This is a genomic window from Anaeromyxobacter sp. SG64 (assembly GCF_022690745.1).
Classification (GTDB): domain Bacteria; phylum Myxococcota; class Myxococcia; order Myxococcales; family Anaeromyxobacteraceae; genus Anaeromyxobacter; species Anaeromyxobacter soli.
Window position 1 is genome coordinate 23,924 of the sequence record NZ_JALCZB010000006.1, and the last position, 17,892, is coordinate 41,815.

At 72.9% G+C, this 17,892-nt stretch carries 14 protein-coding genes; 7 read left to right on the forward strand and 7 right to left on the reverse strand.

Annotated elements, in window-relative coordinates:
* Nucleotides 1–112: 112 nt before the first annotated feature.
* From MNZ29_RS03115 to MNZ29_RS03125, 3 genes are all read right to left on the reverse strand, one after another.
* Nucleotides 113–3,205, reverse strand: a complete 3,093-nt coding sequence (locus MNZ29_RS03115; RefSeq protein ID WP_242334981.1) for an efflux RND transporter permease subunit — start codon at nt 3,203–3,205, stop codon at nt 113–115.
* A 25-nt stretch (nt 3,206–3,230) separates the two neighbouring features.
* Nucleotides 3,231–4,322, reverse strand: coding sequence for an efflux RND transporter periplasmic adaptor subunit (locus tag MNZ29_RS03120; RefSeq protein ID WP_242352814.1), 1,092 nt, complete (start codon nt 4,320–4,322; stop codon nt 3,231–3,233).
* Between the two features lie 91 nt (nt 4,323–4,413).
* Entirely contained in the window at nt 4,414–5,028 is a 615-nt protein-coding gene (locus tag MNZ29_RS03125) for a TetR/AcrR family transcriptional regulator (RefSeq protein ID WP_242352815.1), read from the reverse strand.
* Between the two features lie 82 nt (nt 5,029–5,110).
* Here MNZ29_RS03125 and MNZ29_RS03130 point away from each other — a divergent pair, with 82 nt between their 5' ends.
* Complete coding sequence (locus tag MNZ29_RS03130; RefSeq protein ID WP_242334971.1) at nt 5,111–6,100, forward strand: aldo/keto reductase; 990 nt, start codon at nt 5,111–5,113, stop codon at nt 6,098–6,100.
* A gap of 176 nt (nt 6,101–6,276) precedes the next feature.
* Here the strand turns inward: MNZ29_RS03130 and MNZ29_RS03135 are convergent, their stop codons facing one another.
* A complete protein-coding gene (locus tag MNZ29_RS03135; RefSeq protein WP_242352817.1) occupies nt 6,277–6,666 on the reverse strand; it encodes a VOC family protein in 390 nt (129 codons plus the stop codon).
* A 106-nt stretch (nt 6,667–6,772) separates the two neighbouring features.
* Between MNZ29_RS03135 and MNZ29_RS03140 the strand changes: the two genes are divergently transcribed.
* Together MNZ29_RS03140 and MNZ29_RS03145 are read left to right on the forward strand one after the other, a co-directional pair.
* Nucleotides 6,773–7,411: a YafY family protein gene (locus tag MNZ29_RS03140; RefSeq protein WP_242334965.1), complete on the forward strand. Its 639-nt coding sequence runs from the start codon at nt 6,773–6,775 to the stop codon at nt 7,409–7,411.
* 221 nt (nt 7,412–7,632) lie between these two features.
* A complete protein-coding gene (locus MNZ29_RS03145) occupies nt 7,633–8,028 on the forward strand; it encodes a hypothetical protein (RefSeq protein WP_242334960.1) in 396 nt (131 codons plus the stop codon).
* Between the two features lie 47 nt (nt 8,029–8,075).
* Here the strand turns inward: MNZ29_RS03145 and MNZ29_RS03150 are convergent, their stop codons facing one another.
* Entirely contained in the window at nt 8,076–9,539 is a 1,464-nt protein-coding gene (locus tag MNZ29_RS03150; protein WP_242352819.1) for a sigma-54 dependent transcriptional regulator, read from the reverse strand.
* A gap of 210 nt (nt 9,540–9,749) precedes the next feature.
* Here MNZ29_RS03150 and MNZ29_RS03155 point away from each other — a divergent pair, with 210 nt between their 5' ends.
* Genes MNZ29_RS03155 through MNZ29_RS24820 form a run of 3 tightly spaced genes read left to right on the forward strand, consistent with a single transcriptional unit; the run spans nt 9,750 to nt 13,881 of the window.
* Nucleotides 9,750–10,946, forward strand: coding sequence for an ABC transporter substrate-binding protein (locus MNZ29_RS03155; protein ID WP_242334952.1), 1,197 nt, complete (start codon nt 9,750–9,752; stop codon nt 10,944–10,946).
* Nucleotides 10,943–13,162 carry a cell wall metabolism sensor histidine kinase WalK gene (locus MNZ29_RS03160; protein ID WP_242334949.1) on the forward strand — a complete coding sequence of 740 codons (2,220 nt, stop codon included), beginning with the start codon at nt 10,943–10,945 and terminating at the stop codon, nt 13,160–13,162. Before MNZ29_RS03155 ends, MNZ29_RS03160 begins: the two co-directional genes overlap by 4 nt.
* Nucleotides 13,159–13,881 carry a response regulator gene (locus tag MNZ29_RS24820; protein ID WP_242334946.1) on the forward strand — a complete coding sequence of 241 codons (723 nt, stop codon included), beginning with the start codon at nt 13,159–13,161 and terminating at the stop codon, nt 13,879–13,881. Before MNZ29_RS03160 ends, MNZ29_RS24820 begins: the two co-directional genes overlap by 4 nt.
* A 184-nt stretch (nt 13,882–14,065) precedes the next feature.
* Here MNZ29_RS24820 and MNZ29_RS03170 read toward each other — a convergent pair whose 3' ends face one another.
* A complete protein-coding gene (locus MNZ29_RS03170; RefSeq protein WP_242352821.1) occupies nt 14,066–14,614 on the reverse strand; it encodes a hypothetical protein in 549 nt (182 codons plus the stop codon).
* Between the two features lie 204 nt (nt 14,615–14,818).
* On the reverse strand, nt 14,819–17,071 hold the full coding sequence (gene aceA, locus MNZ29_RS03175; RefSeq protein ID WP_242334940.1) for an isocitrate lyase ICL2: 2,253 nt from the start codon (nt 17,069–17,071) through the stop codon (nt 14,819–14,821).
* A 322-nt stretch (nt 17,072–17,393) separates the two neighbouring features.
* On the opposite strand from aceA, the gene MNZ29_RS03180 reads away from it, so the two are divergent.
* Entirely contained in the window at nt 17,394–17,852 is a 459-nt protein-coding gene (locus tag MNZ29_RS03180; protein ID WP_242334937.1) for an ester cyclase, read from the forward strand.
* The last annotated feature ends 40 nt before the right edge of the window (nt 17,853–17,892 follow it).

A 17,892-nucleotide genomic window follows, 5' to 3' on the forward strand; every position in this document is an offset into this window, starting at 1 on the left:
CTCGCTTCGCTCGCCTGTTCGCGAATCATGATCAACCTCTTAGGCGCGCCCGGGCCTCGAGCGGGCTCCCCGGGTCATCCCGGGGAGCCCGCTTTCGTGCGAGTGCCTCGTCCTACGCGGCCTTGTCCCCGGTCTCCTCCTCCTCGTGAGGCGCGGCCGGGAGGGCGCGGACGAGCCGCCCGCGCAGGCCGTCGAGGAGCGCGTACACCACCGGGACCACGACGAGCGTGAGGACCGTCGAGGCGGCGAGGCCGCCGATGATCGCCCAGGCCATGCCGGTGCGCATCTCGGCGCCGTCGCCGCGCGCGAACGCGACGGGGATCATGCCGGCGATCATCGCGATCGACGTCATGAGGATGGGGCGGAGCCGCAGCGGGCCCGCCTCGAGGAGCGCCTCGAGCGTGGTCCGGCCCTCGGCGCGGAGCTGGTTCGTGAACTCCACGATGAGGATGCCGTTCTTCGTCACGAGGCCGGCGAGCATGATCATGCCGATCATGGCGAGCATCGACATGAACTCGTGGGCGAGGAGCAGCGCCGCGATGGCGCCGATCACCGCGAGCGGCAGGGAGAGCATGATGGTGACCGGGTCGAGGAGGCTCTCGAACTGCGCCGCGAGGATCATGTAGATGAGGATGATCCCGAGCAGGAGCGCCATGAGGAACTCGCGCCCGGTGTTCGCGAGCTCCTTGCCCTGGCCCTCGAAGTCCGTCTGCACCTGCGGCGGGAACTCCTTCGCGATCCCGTTCAGGAACGAGATCGCCTCGCCGAGCGAGTAGCCCTTGAGGTTCGCGAGCATCGTCACCTGGCGCTTCAGGGCCTGGCGCTCGATCTGCGACGGGCCCTCGCCGCCCTGGAGCCGCGCCACGCTGCGCAGCTCGACGAGCTCGTTCTTGGGCGTGCGCAGGGTGAGCGCGCCGATCGCGTCCGGGTCAGCGCGGGTCTCGTCCGGGAGCCGGAGCTTCACGTCGTACTGGTTGCCCTTCTCGCGGTACGTCCCGAAGGCGTCCTGGCCGAGGAACGCGCGCAGCGTCTGGCCGACGGCCGCCGCCGGGAGCCCCACCGCGGCGGCCCGGTCGCGGTCCACCTGCACCGAGAGCAGGGGCCGCCCGGCGCGGTAGGTGGTGTCCACGTCGGTGAGGCCGGGGTTCTTCAGCATCGCGGCCTTGGTCTTCTCCACCGCCGCGAGGATCGCGTCCCAGTCGTCCGAGCGGATGTTGAACTGCACCGGCTGGGGGCGCGAGCCGCCGCCCGCCATCATCTGCTGGTCGGCCACGGAGAGCACCGTGCCCGGAGGCACCGCGAGCGACTGCCGGAGGTGCTGCTTGAACTCCTCCTGGCTGTAGCGGCGCTCGTTCACCCGGAGGAGGTTCACCGTGAGGTCGGCCTTGTTCACCGCCTCGTCCACGCCGCCGCCGACGAGGGAGAAGACGTTCACGACGCCGGGCACGCCGCGGATCTGGCCGGCGATGCGCTCCGCCTCGCGCTGCGTCTCCGCGAGCGGCGTCCCGACGGGGAGCTCCACGCTCACCGTGACGCCGCCCTGGTCCTGCGACGGGATGAACGTGAACTGGAGGAACTTGCCGAGGCCGACCGTCACGAAGAGCACGCCGACCGCCGCCGCGACGGTGACGGCGCGGTGCGCGAGCGCCCACTCGAGCGTGCGGCGGTAGCCGCGCTCGATGGCCGTGAAGAACCGCTCGAGCACGGCGCCCACCCGCGACGTGCCGTGCCCGTGCTTCGCCAGGATGCGCGCCGACATCATCGGCGTGAGCGTCATCGAGACGAAGTACGAGATGGCCACCGCGACCGCGACCGTCACGCCGAACTGGAAGAAGAAGCGGCCGACCATCCCCTTCATGAACGCCACGGGGATGAACACCGCGATGACCGAGAGGGTCACCGCGAGCACGGCGAGCGCGATCTGTCCGGTCCCGTTCAGCGCCGCCTCGCGCGGCCGCTCGCCCTTCTCGAGGTGGCGGACGATGTTCTCGATGACGACGATGGCGTCGTCGATGAGGAGGCCGATCGAGAGGGTCAGCGCGAGCATCGTCACCGTGTTGAAGGTGAAGCCGAGCGCGTGCATGACGGCGAAGGTGCCGATGACCGAGGTCGGCAGCGCCAGCGCGGAGACGATGGTGGCGCGCCAGTCGCGCAGGAACACGAGCACGACGAGCACGGCGAGGATCGCGCCGATGACGAGGTCGTGCTGCACCGCCGAGATGGAGCCGCGGATGAACTTGGAGTTGTCGGTGACGATCTCGAGCTTGGAGCCCGCCGGGAGGCGCTGGGTGAGCGCGGCGAGGTCCCCCTTCACGCGCTCGGCCACCTCGACGGTGTTCGCGCCCGACTGCTTGCGGATGACGAGCGCGACCGCCGAGCGGCCGTCGAGGGTCGCCGCCGAGCGCGCCTCCCCGGGGCCGTCCACCACGTTCGCGACGTCGCGCACGCGGATGGGCCGGTTGCCGGGGCTCGCCACGACGAGATCGCGGATCTCCTCGACCGAGCGGGCCTCGGTCTCGAGCTTGACCACGCGCTCCTGGCCGGGCTCGAGCGTGCGGCCGCCCGGGACGGAGATGCTCTGGGCGCGGATCGCCTGGGACACGTCGGTCGCGGCGAGGCCGTAGGACCGGAGCCGGACCGGGTCGACGACCACGTTGACCTCGCGCTCGCGCCCGCCGACCACGTCGATGGAGCCCACGCCCTGGAGCCGCTGGAGGCCGGGCTTCAGCTCGTCCTCGGCGATGCGGGTGAGCTCCTCGATGGGCACCGGGCCGGAGAGGGCGAGCTGGACGATCGGCATGGCGCCGAGGTCGAGCTTCTGCACGACCGGCGTCTCGATCTCCTTCGGCAGCTTGGAGAGGGTCGCCTGCACCTTGTCGCGCACGTCCTGGGCGGCGACGTCGACGGGCTTCGAGAGCTCGAAGCGCAGGACGACCATCGAGACGCTCTCGAAGTTCTGGGAGCGGAGGGTGTCGAGGCCGGAGATGGTGTTGAGCGCCTCCTCGAGCGGCTTGGAGACGTTCTCCTCGACGGTCTCGGGGTCGGCGCCCGGCAGGATCGTCGTGACGGTGACGATGGGGAAGTCGACCTCGGGCATCTGGTCGACGCCGATGCGCGGGTACGAGAACAGGCCGAACACCACCACCGCGAGCAGGAGCATGCTCGTGAAGATGGGGCGGCGGATGAACGTTCGGATGGGGCTCACGTGCGTGCCTCGGCTCTCTGTCGGATCACTGGAGGACGCGGACGGACGCGCCGTCCTTCAGGGCCGCGCCGCTCTCGGCGACGACGAGCGCGTCGGGACCGACGCCGGACAGGACGCGGACCGTGCCGGGCCCGAGCTTCTCGACCTTGACGGGCTGGCGCTTCAGCTTGTCGGCCTCGACCGTCCAGACGAACTGCGCGCCGGCCTCCTCCGCCACCGCGCCCGCGGGGAGGAAGAGCCCCTCGGCGGCGGCGCTCCCGCCGAGCGCGATCTCGACGATGGCCCCCGCCCGGAGCTCCTTCAGCGGGCCGCCGATGGGGTCGGCGCGCACGTCGACGGTGCGGGTGCCCGCCTCGACGACCGCGCCCACCGAGCGGATCCGCGCCTTGAACGGCTTGCCCGACGGGCTGACCGTGGCGGCGAGCTCGGCGCCGGGCGCGAGGAGGTCCGCGACCGCCTCCGGCACGCCCGCGCGCACCTCGAGCGAGCCGAGGTCCACCATCGCGAGCACCGGGGTCGGCGGCACCATCGCGACGAACTCGCCCGCGCTCTTCGTCCGCGCGGTGACGACGCCGTCGAACGGCGCCCGGAGCACGTGCTTCGAGAGCTGGTCCTGCGCGGCCGCGACGGCGGCGCTCGCCTGCTGGAGCGCGGCGGCCGTCTGCAGCTCCACGGTCTCCGCCCGCTCGACCGCCGCGGGCGAGGCCGCGTCGCCGCGGGCGAGCTCGCGCGCGCGGCGGAGATCGGACTCGGCGCCCTTGTGGGCCGCGGCGGCGGCCGCGCGCGCGGCCTCCGCCTGCTGCACCTGGATGCGCGCCGTCGAGGCGTCGAGCTCGGCGAGCACGTCGCCCTTCTTCACCCGGGACCCGACGTCCACGAGGAAGCGCTGGATGCGGCCGGAGGTCTCGGCGGAGAGCACGGCCTCGTGGCGCGCGCGCAGCTCGCCGGTCGCGCGCGTCACCTGGGCGGAGCCGGCGTGGGGCTTCACGGTCCGGACGCCGATGGCGTCGGGGTGCGCGTCGCTCGGCGCGGCGGCGGGGAGGGCGGCGCCGCCGCCGCGGCCGCAGGCGAGGGTGAGGGCGGCGAGGACGGCGAGACGGGGGAGGGTACGAGTCATCGTCCGAATCTCCATTCGGCAAATTGAAGCGGCGTTTAGCACGCTGCGCCCGGTCGGACAAGGCGCTGCGGTGGGAGCGAGTGTGGGGGCCCTAGCCGCCGGCCGGGCGGCCTGCCCCCCGCAACAAGAGCTCGACGGCGTGCGCGGCTTCCCGTGCCGGGTCCGGCGCCGCGGCCGCGCCCGCGACGATCCAGGGGAGGAAGAGCGCCTGGGTGATGCCGAAGAGGACGCGCGCCGCCTCCTCGGGCGGGAAGCGCAGGTGTTCCCTGGCCCCGGACGCGGCGAGGAACTCGGTCATGCGGCGGAGGAGCGGAAGCGGGCCGTCCTCGTCGTTGCGGCAGCGGTGGCGGGGGCCCAGGTCGAAGATGATGCGGAGCGCCTGGCGGCGCGCGAAGGCGAGCTCGAACTGGCGCTGGACGAGGAGCTCGAGCCGCTGCTCGAAGGTGAGTCCCGCGGGCAGGTGGGCGTCGAAGGTCGCGAGGAACGCGCCCCTGAACTCGTCCACGAGCGCCTCGTAGATCTCGTCCTTGCTCTTGAAGTACGTGTAGAGCGACGCCGCCGTGAAGCCGACCTCGCGGGCGATCGCCTGCATGGTCGCCTCGTGGAACCCCGCCTGCGCGAACACCCGCGCCGCGGCGTCGATGATGTCGCGGCGGGTGTGCTCGATCTCTCGTGCCCGACGGGCTGATTTGATATTCGGTGCCACCGAATGCGTATTTGGCGCATGCGGGGCCCGGTGTCAAGGGGAACACGGGCATAAGAACGCCAGGACCAGGAGGAGGGAACGCATGGCGCTCGAGAGGCGGAGGCTGGGACGGCAAGGGCTGGAGGTGTCGGCGCTCGGGCTGGGCTGCATGGGGATGAGCCAGTCGTACGGCGCGGCGGACGAGGCGGAGTCCATCGCCACGATCCACCGCGCGCTCGAGCTCGGCGTCACCTTCTTCGACACCGCCGAGGTCTACGGGCCGTTCCGGAACGAGGAGCTGCTCGGGCGTGCGCTCGCGGGGAGGCGGGACGGCGCCGTGATCGCCACGAAGTTCGGGTTCCGGATCGAGGACGGGCAGAGCGTCGGCCTCGACAGCCGGCCGGAGCACGTCCGGGAGGTGGTGGAGGCCTCGCTGCGCAGGCTGCGCACCGACCGGATCGATCTCCTCTACCAGCACCGGGTCGATCCGGCGGTGCCGATCGAGGACGTCGTCGGGGCGATGGCGGAGCAGGTGCGGCAAGGCAAGGTGCGCTACCTCGGGCTCTCCGAGGCGGGCGCGCGGACCCTTCGCCGGGCCCACGCGGTCCACCCCATCTCGGCGCTGCAGAGCGAGTACTCGCTCTGGGAGCGCAACCTCGAGCCGGAGATCATCCCGCTCCTGCGCGAGCTGGGCATCGGCCTCGTCCCCTTCTCCCCGCTCGGCCGGGGGTTCCTCACCGGCGCGGTGCGGCGCGCGGAGGAGTACCCGGAGACCGACTTCAGGCGCCGCGACCCGCGCTTCCAGGGCGCGAACTTCGACGCGAACGTCCGCGCCGCCGACGCGGTGCGAGCGCTCGCGGCGCGCAAGGGCGCGACGCCCGGCCAGCTCGCGCTCGCGTGGCTCCTGCGCAGGGGCGACGACGTCGTGCCCATCCCGGGGACGAAGCGGCGCAGCTACCTCGAGGAGAACGTCGCCGCTGCGGCGCTCTCCCTGTCCCCCGCGGAGCTGGCCGAGCTCGACGCGGCGCTGCCGCCGGACAAGGTGTCGGGGCCGCGCTACGACGAGGAGCGCATGCGGACGGTGGACCGCTAGACGACGGGTCGCGTATTCACCGGCGCGCACGTGGCTTCGAGAGCTTCACTTCAGCCGGTCGCCGCCGGGTTCACCTTCTCGAGGCGCAAGACCCCGGCGCCGGACGGGCGCCGGGGCGTGCGTTCCGGGATCGGGCACCGAGCGGCGTCCCGCGCGAAGCCGCGGCCCGACGTGGGTCAGGCCCGCTCGGGAGCGCGGCGGGTCCGGTCGTGCAGGCCGACGCGGTTGCCCTCGGTGTCGAGCAGCAGCGCGAAGTGGCCGTGCTCGCCGATGTCCGTCTTCGGCACGAGCACCTTGCCGCCCGCCGCCTCGACGCGCCGCACGCACGCGTCGAGCACGCCGTCGGCGTTCAGGTACACCACCGCCCCGTCCGAGGCCGGCCTGAAGCGCGGGTCCTTCACGAGCGCGCCGCCGACGCCGTCGGAGCTCGGGAAGAACGCCATCGGCAGGCCACCGTCGTTCACGCGGGCCCCACCTCCGAGCGGGGTGGCGAGCACCGTCTCGTAGAACCTCCGGGCCCGCTCCAGATCCTCGACCGGCAGCTCGAACCAGTTGATCGCGCTCATCATCGCCTCGTCTCCCTTGGAAGGACGAACGGAGGAATCCGTCGTCGTGGCTATAAGATGCGCGCCGGGGGTGTCATCGTTATGTCAGGTTTCACGTCGAGGCCCCGTGACGCGACAAGCTCGCCTGTTCGCCATCGCCGAGTACCTGCGCGGCCGCCGCACCGGGGTGACCGCGCAGCGGATCGCCGAGCGCTTCGGCGTCACCGTCCGCACCGTCTACCGCGACCTCGACGCGCTGCGGGCGGGAGACCTGCCGCTGCACGCGGAGCAGGGCCGGGGCGGCGGGTACGCGCTCGACCGGCACTACTCGCTGCCGCCCGTCAACCTCAACGCGCGCGAGGCGGCCGTGCTCGTCGCGCTCGGCGCCTACGCGAGCGCCATGCGGCTGCTCCCCTTCGGCGAGACGCTCGAGGCCGCGCTCGACAAGGTTCGAGGTGCGCTGTCGGTGTCGGCGCAGCGCGAGCTGCTCTCGGTGGTGGCGGAGCTGAAGTTCGTGGGCGTCCCCGCGCTGCCGGCTCCGGCGCCCGTGCGCGCAGCGGTCGAGGAGGCGTGGTTCACGCGCCGGCCCTTGCGCGTCCGCTACCGGCGCGCGGACGGCGGCGTCGGCGAGCGGGTCGTGCGGGTGGTCGGGGTGGTGATGGAGAGGCACACCACGCTCGTCCACTGCGTCGACTCGAGCACCGGGGAGGAGCGCCACCTGCGCCTCGACCGCATCGACTCTGCGGCGCTCGAGCGGGGGCCGTAGGGGCAGCGCACCGGGGCGCTCGCGGAGTGAGCGCACGGGCGGCTCCCCGGCACCTGACCGCAGGGCATGCGCCTGCGCCACGCCCGGGGGCGCGGGCGCGTCCGCCGGGGGCGGGGAGCGCGCCGCGCGGCGGACTCCTCGCCGCCGCGCGCAATGAAACTTCGTCATCGCGAAAAGCGCGGGACGCACTCGCTCGCCAGACTCCCGGGCGAGGCACGATCATGAGACGGATTCGACTCCTCCTAGTCCTCGAGGGCACGAGCTTCGTGGCCGCGGCGCTCGTTCACTTCGGCGTGCTCGCCCGCGGCTACGAGCACCAGAAGGCGGGCACGGCCGAGAGCGTGATCGGCGGGGTGCTGCTCGCGGCGCTCGCGCTCACCTTCGCGAGCGCGCCGCGCACGCGCGCGATCGGGCTCGCGGCCCAGGCGTTCGCGCTCCTGGGGACGCTCGTGGGCCTGTTCACCATCGCCGTCGGCGTCGGCCCCCGCACCGCGCCCGACCTCGCCTACCACGCGGCGATCCTGTCGCTGCTTGCCGTCGGGCTCCTCGTCACGGCCCGACGCCCGGGCGCGTCACGGTCCGTGACGCCGGCCGTCGCCAGGGCGACGGGGCGATGACGGTGCACGGGAGCGCTCGCGACGACCGGCCGGTCTCGCCCCCGCGATCACTCGATCCCGTACTCGCGCAGCTTCCGGTAGAGCGTGGTCCGGCCGATGCCGAGCTGCTTCGAGGCGCGCGCCCGGTTGCCCCCGTACTGCCGCAGCGCCTCGACGATGGCCTGCTTCTCCATTCCCGCGAGCGACAGCCCGGCGTCCTCGCCGGCGGATCCGAGGGGCTCCGCGGGAGCCCTCGCGAGGGTCGAAGGCGCCGAGGTCGTCGGGAGCTCTTCCGCGCTCGGGGAGAGCGCGGCCGGCGCCGCGGCGCCCTCGCTCGGGCCGTTCGGCGCGGAGGGCAGCCCGAGCCCGCCCGGCAGATCCCCGGGGCGCACGACGCCGTCCTCGCACGTGACGAGCGCCCGCTGGCAGACGTTCTGCAACTCGCGGACGTTCCCCGGCCACCGGTGCGCGCGCAGCCGCGCCAGGGCCTCCTCCGAGATCGTCACCTCGCGCCCCCGCAGCTCGCGGCCCGCCTGCGCCAGGAACCGTCGCGCGAGCAGCACCACGTCGTCCCCTCGCTGCCGCAGCGGCGGCACCTCGAGCTCGAACACGACGATCCGGTAGTACAGGTCCTCGCGGAACCGCCCCGCGCGCGCCGCGGCGCCGAGATCCTGGTGCGTCGCCGAGATGAGCCGGAAATCGACGGGGATCTCCTGCGAGGAGCCGACGCGCTGCAGGCGCCGCTCCTGCAGCACGCGCAGCAGCTTCGCCTGCGTCGCCGGGGAGAGCTCGGCGACCTCGTCGAGGAAGAGGGACCCGCCCGCCACCTGCTCGAAGCTCCCGAGACGGCGCGCGGCCGCCCCGGTGAACGCCCCCTTCTCGTGGCCGAACAGCTCCGAGTCCTGGAGCGACTCCGGGATGGCCGCGCAGTTGAGCGCCACGAAGGGAGCCTCGGCGCGCCCGCTCCGCGCGTGGATGGCGCGCGCGACGAGCTCCTTGCCCGTTCCACTCTCGCCGTGGATGAACACCGAGATGTCCGTCGCAGCCACCCGGTCGATGAGGTGGTAGAGCCGGCGCATCGGCGGAGACTCGCCGGTGAACCCCGGCATCGCGCCCGCCGCGTCCCGCTCGAGCGAGGCGATGCGCAGCTCCATCGCGTGCTTCTCGATCGCGTTCACGACGGTGGTCACGAGCTTCGTCCGCTCGATGGGCTTCGACAGGAAGTCGTAGGCCCCCTTGCGCATGGTCTCGACGATCGTCGCGACGTCCGCCGCGGCCGTGAGCACGATGACCGGCACGTGCGCGTGGTGGGCGCGGATGCGCTCGAGGGTGGCGATCCCCCCGAGCCCCGGCATCGACAGGTCGAGCAGCACCGCCGCGGGGGTCTCGTCCGCGAGCGCGAGCAGGCAGCTCTCGCCGCTGTCCACCAGGGCAGGGGAGAGGCCTGCGGCCTCGAGCCACGCGCCGACGAGCGCGCGGAGGTGCGGGTCGTCGTCGACCACGAACACCCTGACCGGCTCAACCTCGCCCATCGGTCCGCCCCCGGCGCACCGACATTCCAGCACGGCGCCCCGGCGTCCGCCACCGCGCTGAATGCCGCGGAGTCACCGTCGCGGAGACCGGGTCCGCCGTGGCCGCCCCTTCGGCCCACTCCGTCCGGTTCCCAGGATTGGCGCGCTCGAGCGCGCCCTGGCGCGTAGAGTGGCGATGACGCGGGGACCTCGCCCGCGCAGAGGCAGGCCATGGTTCCTCTGCATCGCGTGGTGGCGTTGCTGCTCGCCCTCGCGACGACGCCCGGCCACGGAGCGGGCGGCCCCTCGACGCGCCCCGTGCTCCTCGCCCTCGATCTCGAGTTCGGGCACGCGACGAGCACCTCCGCCGAGGCAATCCGCAGGGGCGCGCTCATCGCCGCGGCCGAGGTCAACGCGAAGGGCGGCGTGCTGGACGGACGTCCGCTCGAGCTCGTCACCCGGGACAACCGCTCGGTCCCGTCGCGCGCGATCGAGAACGTGAGGGAGGTGGCGGCCAACCCGGACGTGGTCGCCGTGATGACGGGAAAGTTCAGCCCCGTCGTGGAGGAGCTCATCCCGGTCGTCCACGAGCTCGGCATCCCGCTCCTCGCGGCCTGGTCCGCCTCGGACGCGATCGTCCACAACGGCCGCACGCCCAACTACGTGTTCCGGCTGTCGCTCAACGACACCTGGGCCATGGAGGCGCTGTTCCGAGGCATCGAGCGGCAGGGGCTCAAACGCGTCGGGCTCGTCCTCCCGAACACCAGCTGGGGCCGCAGCTCGCTGGCCGCGGCCGAGCGGTACACGCAGCGAAGCCGGCGGTCCTCGCTGGTCGCGACCGCCTGGTACAACTGGGGCGACGCCTCGCTGAAGGCGCCATACCGCACGCTGCTCGCGGCCGGGGCGGAGGCGGTCGTGCTCGTCGCGAACGAGGGGGAGGGCTCGATCCTGGTGAAGGAGATGGCGGGCCTCCCGCCGGACGAGCGGCGTCCCCTGTTCTGCCACTGGGGCCTCACGGGCGGGCAGTTCACCAGGCTCGCGGGCGATGCGCTGCAGCAGGTGTCCCTCCACGTCGTGCAGACGTACAGCTTCGTCGGCGCCCGCGATCCGAACGCGCGGCGGGTCCTGCGGGCGCTGCGCGACGAGTTCGGCGTCCACGGGCCGCGCGCGGTGGAGGCCCCGGTCGGCGTCGCGCACGCGTACGACCTCGTCCACCTGCTCGCGAGGGCCATCGACCGGGCGGGCAGCACCGACCGGAAAGCCATACGCAGGGCCCTCGAGCAGCTCGGAGAGTACGACGGCCTCGTGAAGACGTACCGCCACCCCTTCACGGCCACCCGTCACGAGGCCCTCGGGCCGGGGGACGTCTTCCTCGCCCGCTTCGCGCCCGATGGCGCCCTCGTGCGCTCGGACGGGCCCGTCAGATGAGCGCGTCCGGTCGCCTTCGCAGGACCGCCACGGAGCGTCTCGGCGTCACCGCTCGCGCGGCGCGCTGGATCCGGCGGAGCATCGCGAACCGCATCGTGATCCTGGGCGCTGCGCTGGCGGCCTCGTTCGTCGTGGTCACGGGGGCCCTCGCGTTCCTCGTCACGCGCGCCGTGGTCGTCGACGGGGTCCGGGCGTCGCTCACCAGCGAGGCGACGCTCGTCGCGCAGCGGTTCGAGGGCTATCTGCTCGCAGTGCAGTCGGACGTCGCGGGGCTGGCGCGGAGCCCGCTCGTCGCGAACGGGCTCGTCGACTCCGCGGGGAGGGCGAGCTATCTCCAGCCCTTCCTTCGGGACCATCGCCTCCCGGCCCCGCTGGACGTGACGCCGTATCGCCTCGGGCTCGCCGACCACACCGGGAAGGTCATCGCCTCGAGCGCCGAGCTGACGGGGCGGTTCGGCGGTCGCCCGTGGTGGAGCGCCCTCGTCGAGCGAGGCGTGGAGCACGCCGGCATGCTCGACGAGGGCGAGCACGGCGAGCCCACGCTCGTCCTCGCATATCCGGTGGTGTACCCCGCGACCCGCCTGCCCGAGGGGGCGCTCGTGCTGGAGCTGCCGATCTCGGCGGTGTTCGGGCGGGCTGCGCGCATGCTGCCGGCGGGCCACGTCGCCGCGCTGCGCGTCACGAGCGGCGACCGGCTGAACGAGATCGTCGCCCCCGGTCCGCCGCGCCCGGGCGATCCCCTGGAGGTGGCCGTCGCGCTGGGGACGGCCGGCCTCGCGCTGCCGCTCGACATGACGGTCTCGGTCCAGACGGAGCGCGCGACGGCGCTCGCGCCGCTCTCCCGGCTCGCGCTCATGTACGCGATCGGCGGCGCGGTCGTCCTCGTCCTGGCGGGCGCGGCCTCGTGGATCTCGGCGCGCCGGCTCCTGGCTCCGCTTCGACGCCTCTCCCTCGCGGCCGACGCGGTCCAGCGCGGGCGCAGCGACGACGTGCGCTTCGAGACCGTGGGCGAGGACGAGCCCGCCCAGCTCGCCCGGACACTCCAGCACATGGTGGACGGCCTGCGCGCGGCGCAGGGGTCGCTGGAGGCGCGGGTGGCGGAGCGCACCCTCGAGCTCGAGTTCGCGGAGTCGCGCCTCCGGGAGATCGTGGATCACATGCTCGACGGGCTCGTCACCATCGACGAGCACGGCCGGATCGAGTCGTTCAGCCACGGCGCGGAGCGGATCTTCGGGTGGCGCGCCGCGGAGGTCCTCGGGCGGAGCGTCTCGTGCCTCATGCCGGAGCCCGATCGCTCGCACCACGACGGCTACGTTCGACGGTACCTCGAGACGGGCGAGCGCAAGGTGATCGGGAGCGGCCGCGAGGTCGAGGGCCTTCGCCGCAGCGGCGACCCGTTCCCGATGGAGCTGTCCGTGAGCGAGGTGCGGCTGCGGGGTCGTCCGGTCTTCGTCGGCCTCGTGCGCGACCTCACGGAGCGGCGGAAGATCGAGCGCATGAAGAGCGAGTTCGTCTCGGTCGTGAGCCACGAGCTCCGGACGCCGCTCACCGCGGTCCGTGGCGCGCTCGGGCTCCTCCGCGGCGGGGTCGTCGGCGCGCTCGACGAGAAGCAGCGCCAGCTCGTCACGATCGCCGACGAGAACGGCGAGCGTCTGTCGCGCCTCATCAACGACCTCCTCGACGTGCAGAAGATCGAGTCCGGCGCGATGCAGTTCAGGTTCGAGCCGGCGCCCGTCCCGGAGCTCCTGAGAGAGGCCGTGGCGCTGAACCAGGCGTTCGCGCAGCGGCTGCAGGTGGAGATCGCGACGGTCGGTGCGCTCCCCCCGATCGTCGTCTCGGTGGATCGCCACCGGTTCCAGCAGATCATGTCGAACCTCCTGTCGAACGCGTGCAAGTACTCGCCCCCGGGCGGCCGCGTCGAGGTCCGCGCCGTCGACGTCGGCGCGGGGACCGTCCGCATCGAGGTGCGGGACCGCGGCCCCGGCATCCCCGAGGCGTTCCGGGAGCACATCTTCGAGCGCTTCTCGCAGTCCGACGCGTCGAGCACCCGCGCGCGCGAGGGGACCGGGCTCGGGCTCTCCATCGCGAGGTCCCTCGTGGAGCGCATGCGCGGCCGGATCGACTACGTCTCCGCCGCCGGGGAGGGCACCACGTTCTTCGTGGAGCTCCCGGCGGAGCCAGCGGCGGTGCGCGCCGCGACCGCGGAGGCCACGTGAGCGCCGCGCGGCCGCTCCGCAGGGTGCTCGTCGTCGACGACGAGCGCGACATCCGAACGGTCGCGCGGATCGCGCTCGAGGCGGTGGGCGGCTTCGAGGTGGCGGAGTGCGCGAGCGGGACGGATGCCATCGCTCGCCTCGACGAGCTCCGCCCCGACCTGATCCTGCTCGACGTGATGATGCCGGGCACCGACGGTCCGGCGACGCTGGCCGCGCTGCGCGCGTGCGCGGGGACGCAGGCACCGGTGGTGGTGTTCCTCACGGCGCGCGTGCAGCCGGGGGAGGTGGCAGCCTACGGCGCGATGGGTGCGGCGGGCGTCGTGACGAAGCCCTTCGATCCGCTGGCGCTCGCGGCCGAGGTGCTGGCCATCTGGGAGCGAGCGGCGCCGCCGCGAGCTCTCCCGGAGAAGCCGGCGGAGCCGGCTGCGCCGCCTCCTCGTCCCGCCGCCGCGCGCGTGGACGTCGCGTCGCTGCGCGCCGGCTTCGTCTCCTCGCTCGACGCCGTGGCCCAGGAGCTCGAGGCGAAGGTGGCCGCGGGTGAGGCGGACGCGGCGGGTCGGCTCGCCCATCGGCTGCGGGGGACCGCCGGGACGTTCGGGCTCCCCGCGCTCTCGGAAGCGGCCGCGGCGCTCGAGGACGCGCTGCTGGCGGGGAGGGAGCTGGGCTCCCTCGCGGCCGAGGTCGCGCGGCTGCGCGAACGCCTGCTCGGCCCGTGCTGAGCTGGGCCGGAGGCCTCGAGGCCCGCGGCGAACGCAGCGCCGCCCCGGCCTGGCGGGCCGGGGCGGCGTCGAGCGAAGGCGCGGCGGCGAGTGCAGCGAGCCCGCTGGGGCGACGCCGCTCGCGGCGGCGCAGGGGACCAGCGTGATTCATCACCGAAGGTGATCGCGAATCACGAACCGACGTTCAGTACAGCAGGGCCCGGGACGCGCCGAACGTCACGTAGAGACGGGCCGGCGTCGTGGAGAGCGTCACGCGGGTTCCGGGCACCTCCACCCAGGCGATGTCGTTGTCCGAGGCCGGGCAGATGTCGCTGCCGTCGACGGTGCTCTCGACCTCGTCGCCGTAGCCGATGAGGAAGAAGCCGGTCACCTGCTTCTTGTTGTTGCGGGTCTCGAACTGGATGCTCAGCTCCGAGGCGCGGCTCCGCTTGAATTGCTTGGTCAGGGTGGTCTTCTTCCCCTCCTTCTCGCAGGTCACGTCGTAGACCGCCTCGGACTCGTAGCTGAACGCGATGGCGTTGGCGTACGACTGGAGCATGGCGTTGTTCCAGGCGAAGGGGGTCTGCACGTCGCCCTTCCCCACGAAGCCCTGGCCGGTCGCGGGATTGAACGTGACGTCCGCCGCGGCGGAGCCCGCGAGCGCGAGCGCTGCGAGGGCGAAGGAGATCCTGCGGAGGAGGCTGGAGCGGACGCGAGCGGACTGCTGGGCATTCTGAACGGTCATCTTCGTCACCGGGCCTTTCGTCGTTCGTCGTGAGTGAGACGGGACGACGCCATTGCGCGCGTCGTGCCACGCCCCGCTCGCCGGCGAGATCGCGGGTCCGGCGCCGGATCGCGACACGCGGCCGCGCCGGAACCGTTCCGAACCCGTGCGACCGTTCCGATCCGGGAGGGGAAGCCGTTTCGATCCGGAACGGGCGCTCGCCCGGTCTCCCGCCTATCGCCTCGCGATGAGCGCCTTGAGCGCCGCCCGGTCCGGCGCGAGCAGCTCCTTCACCCGCGCCTTGTTCACGTCGGCGACGATGATCTCGCCGACCTCCTGCACGACCGTGCCGAACAGCCCCTGCGCCCTCATGCCCTCCGCCTGGCGCTGGTTGTCCTCGGTGGGCGTCACGAAGTGCACCGAGTCCACCTTGTAGCGGTGGAACAGGAACAGGAGCACGAGCGTCATCAGCCGCTTCTTGCGCAGGCCGAGATCGAAGTTGTTCTGGTCGCGCACCGACAGGATGCTGCGCCCGCGCCGGTCGTGGATGCTCGCGAAGATCACGTCGAGCTTCTTCTCCCCGTCCGCCGAGACGAGCGCGAGCTCGAGCAGATCGGACTCCGCGGTGTGCGGCCGGAGGGCGACGCGCAGCTTGCCCTGCACCCCGTGGTGCTCGCGCCACGCGTCGAGCCACTCCTCGAGCAGCTTGGGCGGCACCTCGGTCTGCACGAGGTGCTGGACCTGCGTCGAGCCCTGGCCCATCGCCTTGGTGGTGGCGGTGCGGCCCGAGATCGACATGAGCCCGGCGTCGGCGCGCGGCCCGCCCACCAGCGTCTGCGGCGTGCGGTAGCCCGACTCGAGCAGGCGGAACTTCCGCTGCAGGCGCGCCAGCGCGAGCATGCCGTCCTGGCGGAGCGCGCTCGCGAACTCCTCCGCGGCGAGGCCGTCGATCTGGTGCCCGCCGTAGGTGATGAAGTTGAACACGAACCCCAGCTTCCCGAGCTCCTCGGGGAAGCGCCGCATCTGCTCGTCGTCCATCCCGGTGGTGTCCCAGTTGAAGGACGGGGAGAGGTTGTAGGCGAGCATCTTGTCGGGGAAGGCGGCGTGGATGGCGTCCGCGAACCGCCTCGCGTCGTGCAGGTCGGCCGTCTTGGTCTCCATCCAGAGCAGGTCCGCGAACGGCGCCGCGGCCAGCGACTTGGCGATCGCGTAGTCGAGGCCGCCGCGCACCTGGTAGTAGCCGTCGGGGGTCTTCGCGTGCTCGCAGTCCCAGGTGACGTCGAGGCCGATCGAGCGCGCCCGCTCCCGCGCCCGGTAGAACGGGGCGCGCTCGGCGAACGCGAGCCAGTCGGCCTTGCTCATCGCCGGCGGGTCGCCCTCGTTCTCGCGGAAGGCGATCGCCTCGCCCACCGCCTGGGCGTAGGTGGAGATGCCCGCCTCCTGCTGCCAGGCGTCGACGAACGCGTCGAAGACCTCGTCGAGCGCGGCGTCCACGGAGCGGATCGCTCCCCGGAGGTAGCCTGCGGCCGCGGCGGCGATCCCCTTCGCGAACCCGGTCCGCTCGAGCCAGGCGTCGGCGGCCGCGAGCTCCTCCTCGCAGAGCGCGTAGAGCTCGTGGCCGGAGAGCTCCTCCACGCCGGCCCGCTGGAACTGCCGCAGGATGGCGAGGAAGGCGGCCTTGAAGGTGGGCAGCGCGAGGTTCCTGGCGCCGAGGATGAACGGCTGGTCCCGGTCGTCGCCGCGCCCGTCGAGCAGGGTGGCCGACTCGGCGTCGGTGCGGGCGACGAGGATGCCCGGCACGCCCATGATGTCGAGCTGGAAGCGGGCCGCGGAGAGGCGCTTCAGCTGCTCGTCCTCGGAGACGAGCACCTTGCCGCCCTGGTGGCCGCACTTCTTCACGCCCGGCTTCTGATCCTCGATGTGGTAGCCCGGCACGCCCACCTCGACGAAGCGCCGGATGAGGTTGCGCACGTGCGCGTCACCGCCGTGGCCGGTGTCGGCGTCCGCGATGATGAAGGGCCGGAAGTCCACCGCCGCCGTCGCCCTGCGCTGCTCCTCGGTCATGCGCGCGCGGGCGTGGAGCTGGTTCCTGTCGGCGGTGAGCAGGGCGCGGACGATCGGCGCCGCCTCGTCGGGGACCTGGCTCAGCGGATAGCTCGCGAGGTCGGGGCCGGGGTCCTCGTGCGAGGAGCCCTTCGCGGAGGTGGCCCAGCCGCCGAGGTAGATGCCCTCGATCCCCATCTTCTTCATCGCCACCGCCTGCCCGGGCGAGTACGGGCCGAAGGTGGTGATGCACCGCCTCTGCTCGAACAGCTCGCGCAGGCGCGCGTGGAAGGCCTCGGCGGCGGACCGGGCCACCGTGTAGTCCGGCCGGATGGTGCCCCGCTGCTCGATCACCTCGCGCGCCGAGTGGATCCGCTTGATGCCCGCGAAGCGGGGGCTCTCGAACCAGCGGCGAAGCTCGGCGACCTCCTTCTCGAGATCCATCTCTCTCTCCCTCGCGCCGCGAACGAGGCGGCGGACCGTGGCAAACCTTTTCTTAGTGCTGCGTGTGGAGGACGACGAGGCCCACGCGGCAGGCGCGGCCGGCTCCGTCAGGTGCTGCGCGAGGGGCGCGCCGTGAAGCAGCCGGGCGGGGCGGCGCCCGCGCGGGACCGGCGTCCATCCGCCGTGCCCCCGACGGCTGGGCTCCACCGCCCCGTGATCTCGGGGGTCAGCGAGCGTTGACCGCGCGCCCCACCGGGCCGTTGCCTACGTCAGTCCCGCCTCCCCCTCGAAGGTCTTCAGGGGAGGTGGAAGGGAGCGAGTCATGGCCGTGGACATCAAGCAGTCTCACCGCAGGATGTTCGAGGAGGCCTGGGGGAAGGGGAACTTCGGCATCTTCGACGAGCTCTGCGACCCCAAGTACCGGAGCCACGATCCGCTGGCCGGAGACACCGATCTCGAGAAGACGCGCGAGCTGTGCCGCCAGTACCGGGACGCCTTCCCCGACATGGCCCCGACGATCCTCGGCTCCTTCGCGGATCACGACACGGTGATCACGCGGTGGCGCATGACGGGAACGCACCGCGCGGCGCTCATGGGCATCGAGCCCACCGGGACGCGCTGCACGGTCGAGGGGATCACGGTGGGGAAGTTCAAGGGCGCGAAGCTCGTCGAGGAGTGGACCCAGTGGGACGCGCTCGGGCTCATGCGCCAGCTCGGCGTCGCGACCGCGCCGCAGGCCGGCGCCGGGGCGCGCGCCACCGAGAAGCGGCCGCACGCGTGACGGGATTGGCCGAGCGCCGCGCGTCGGCCGCGCCCGGGGT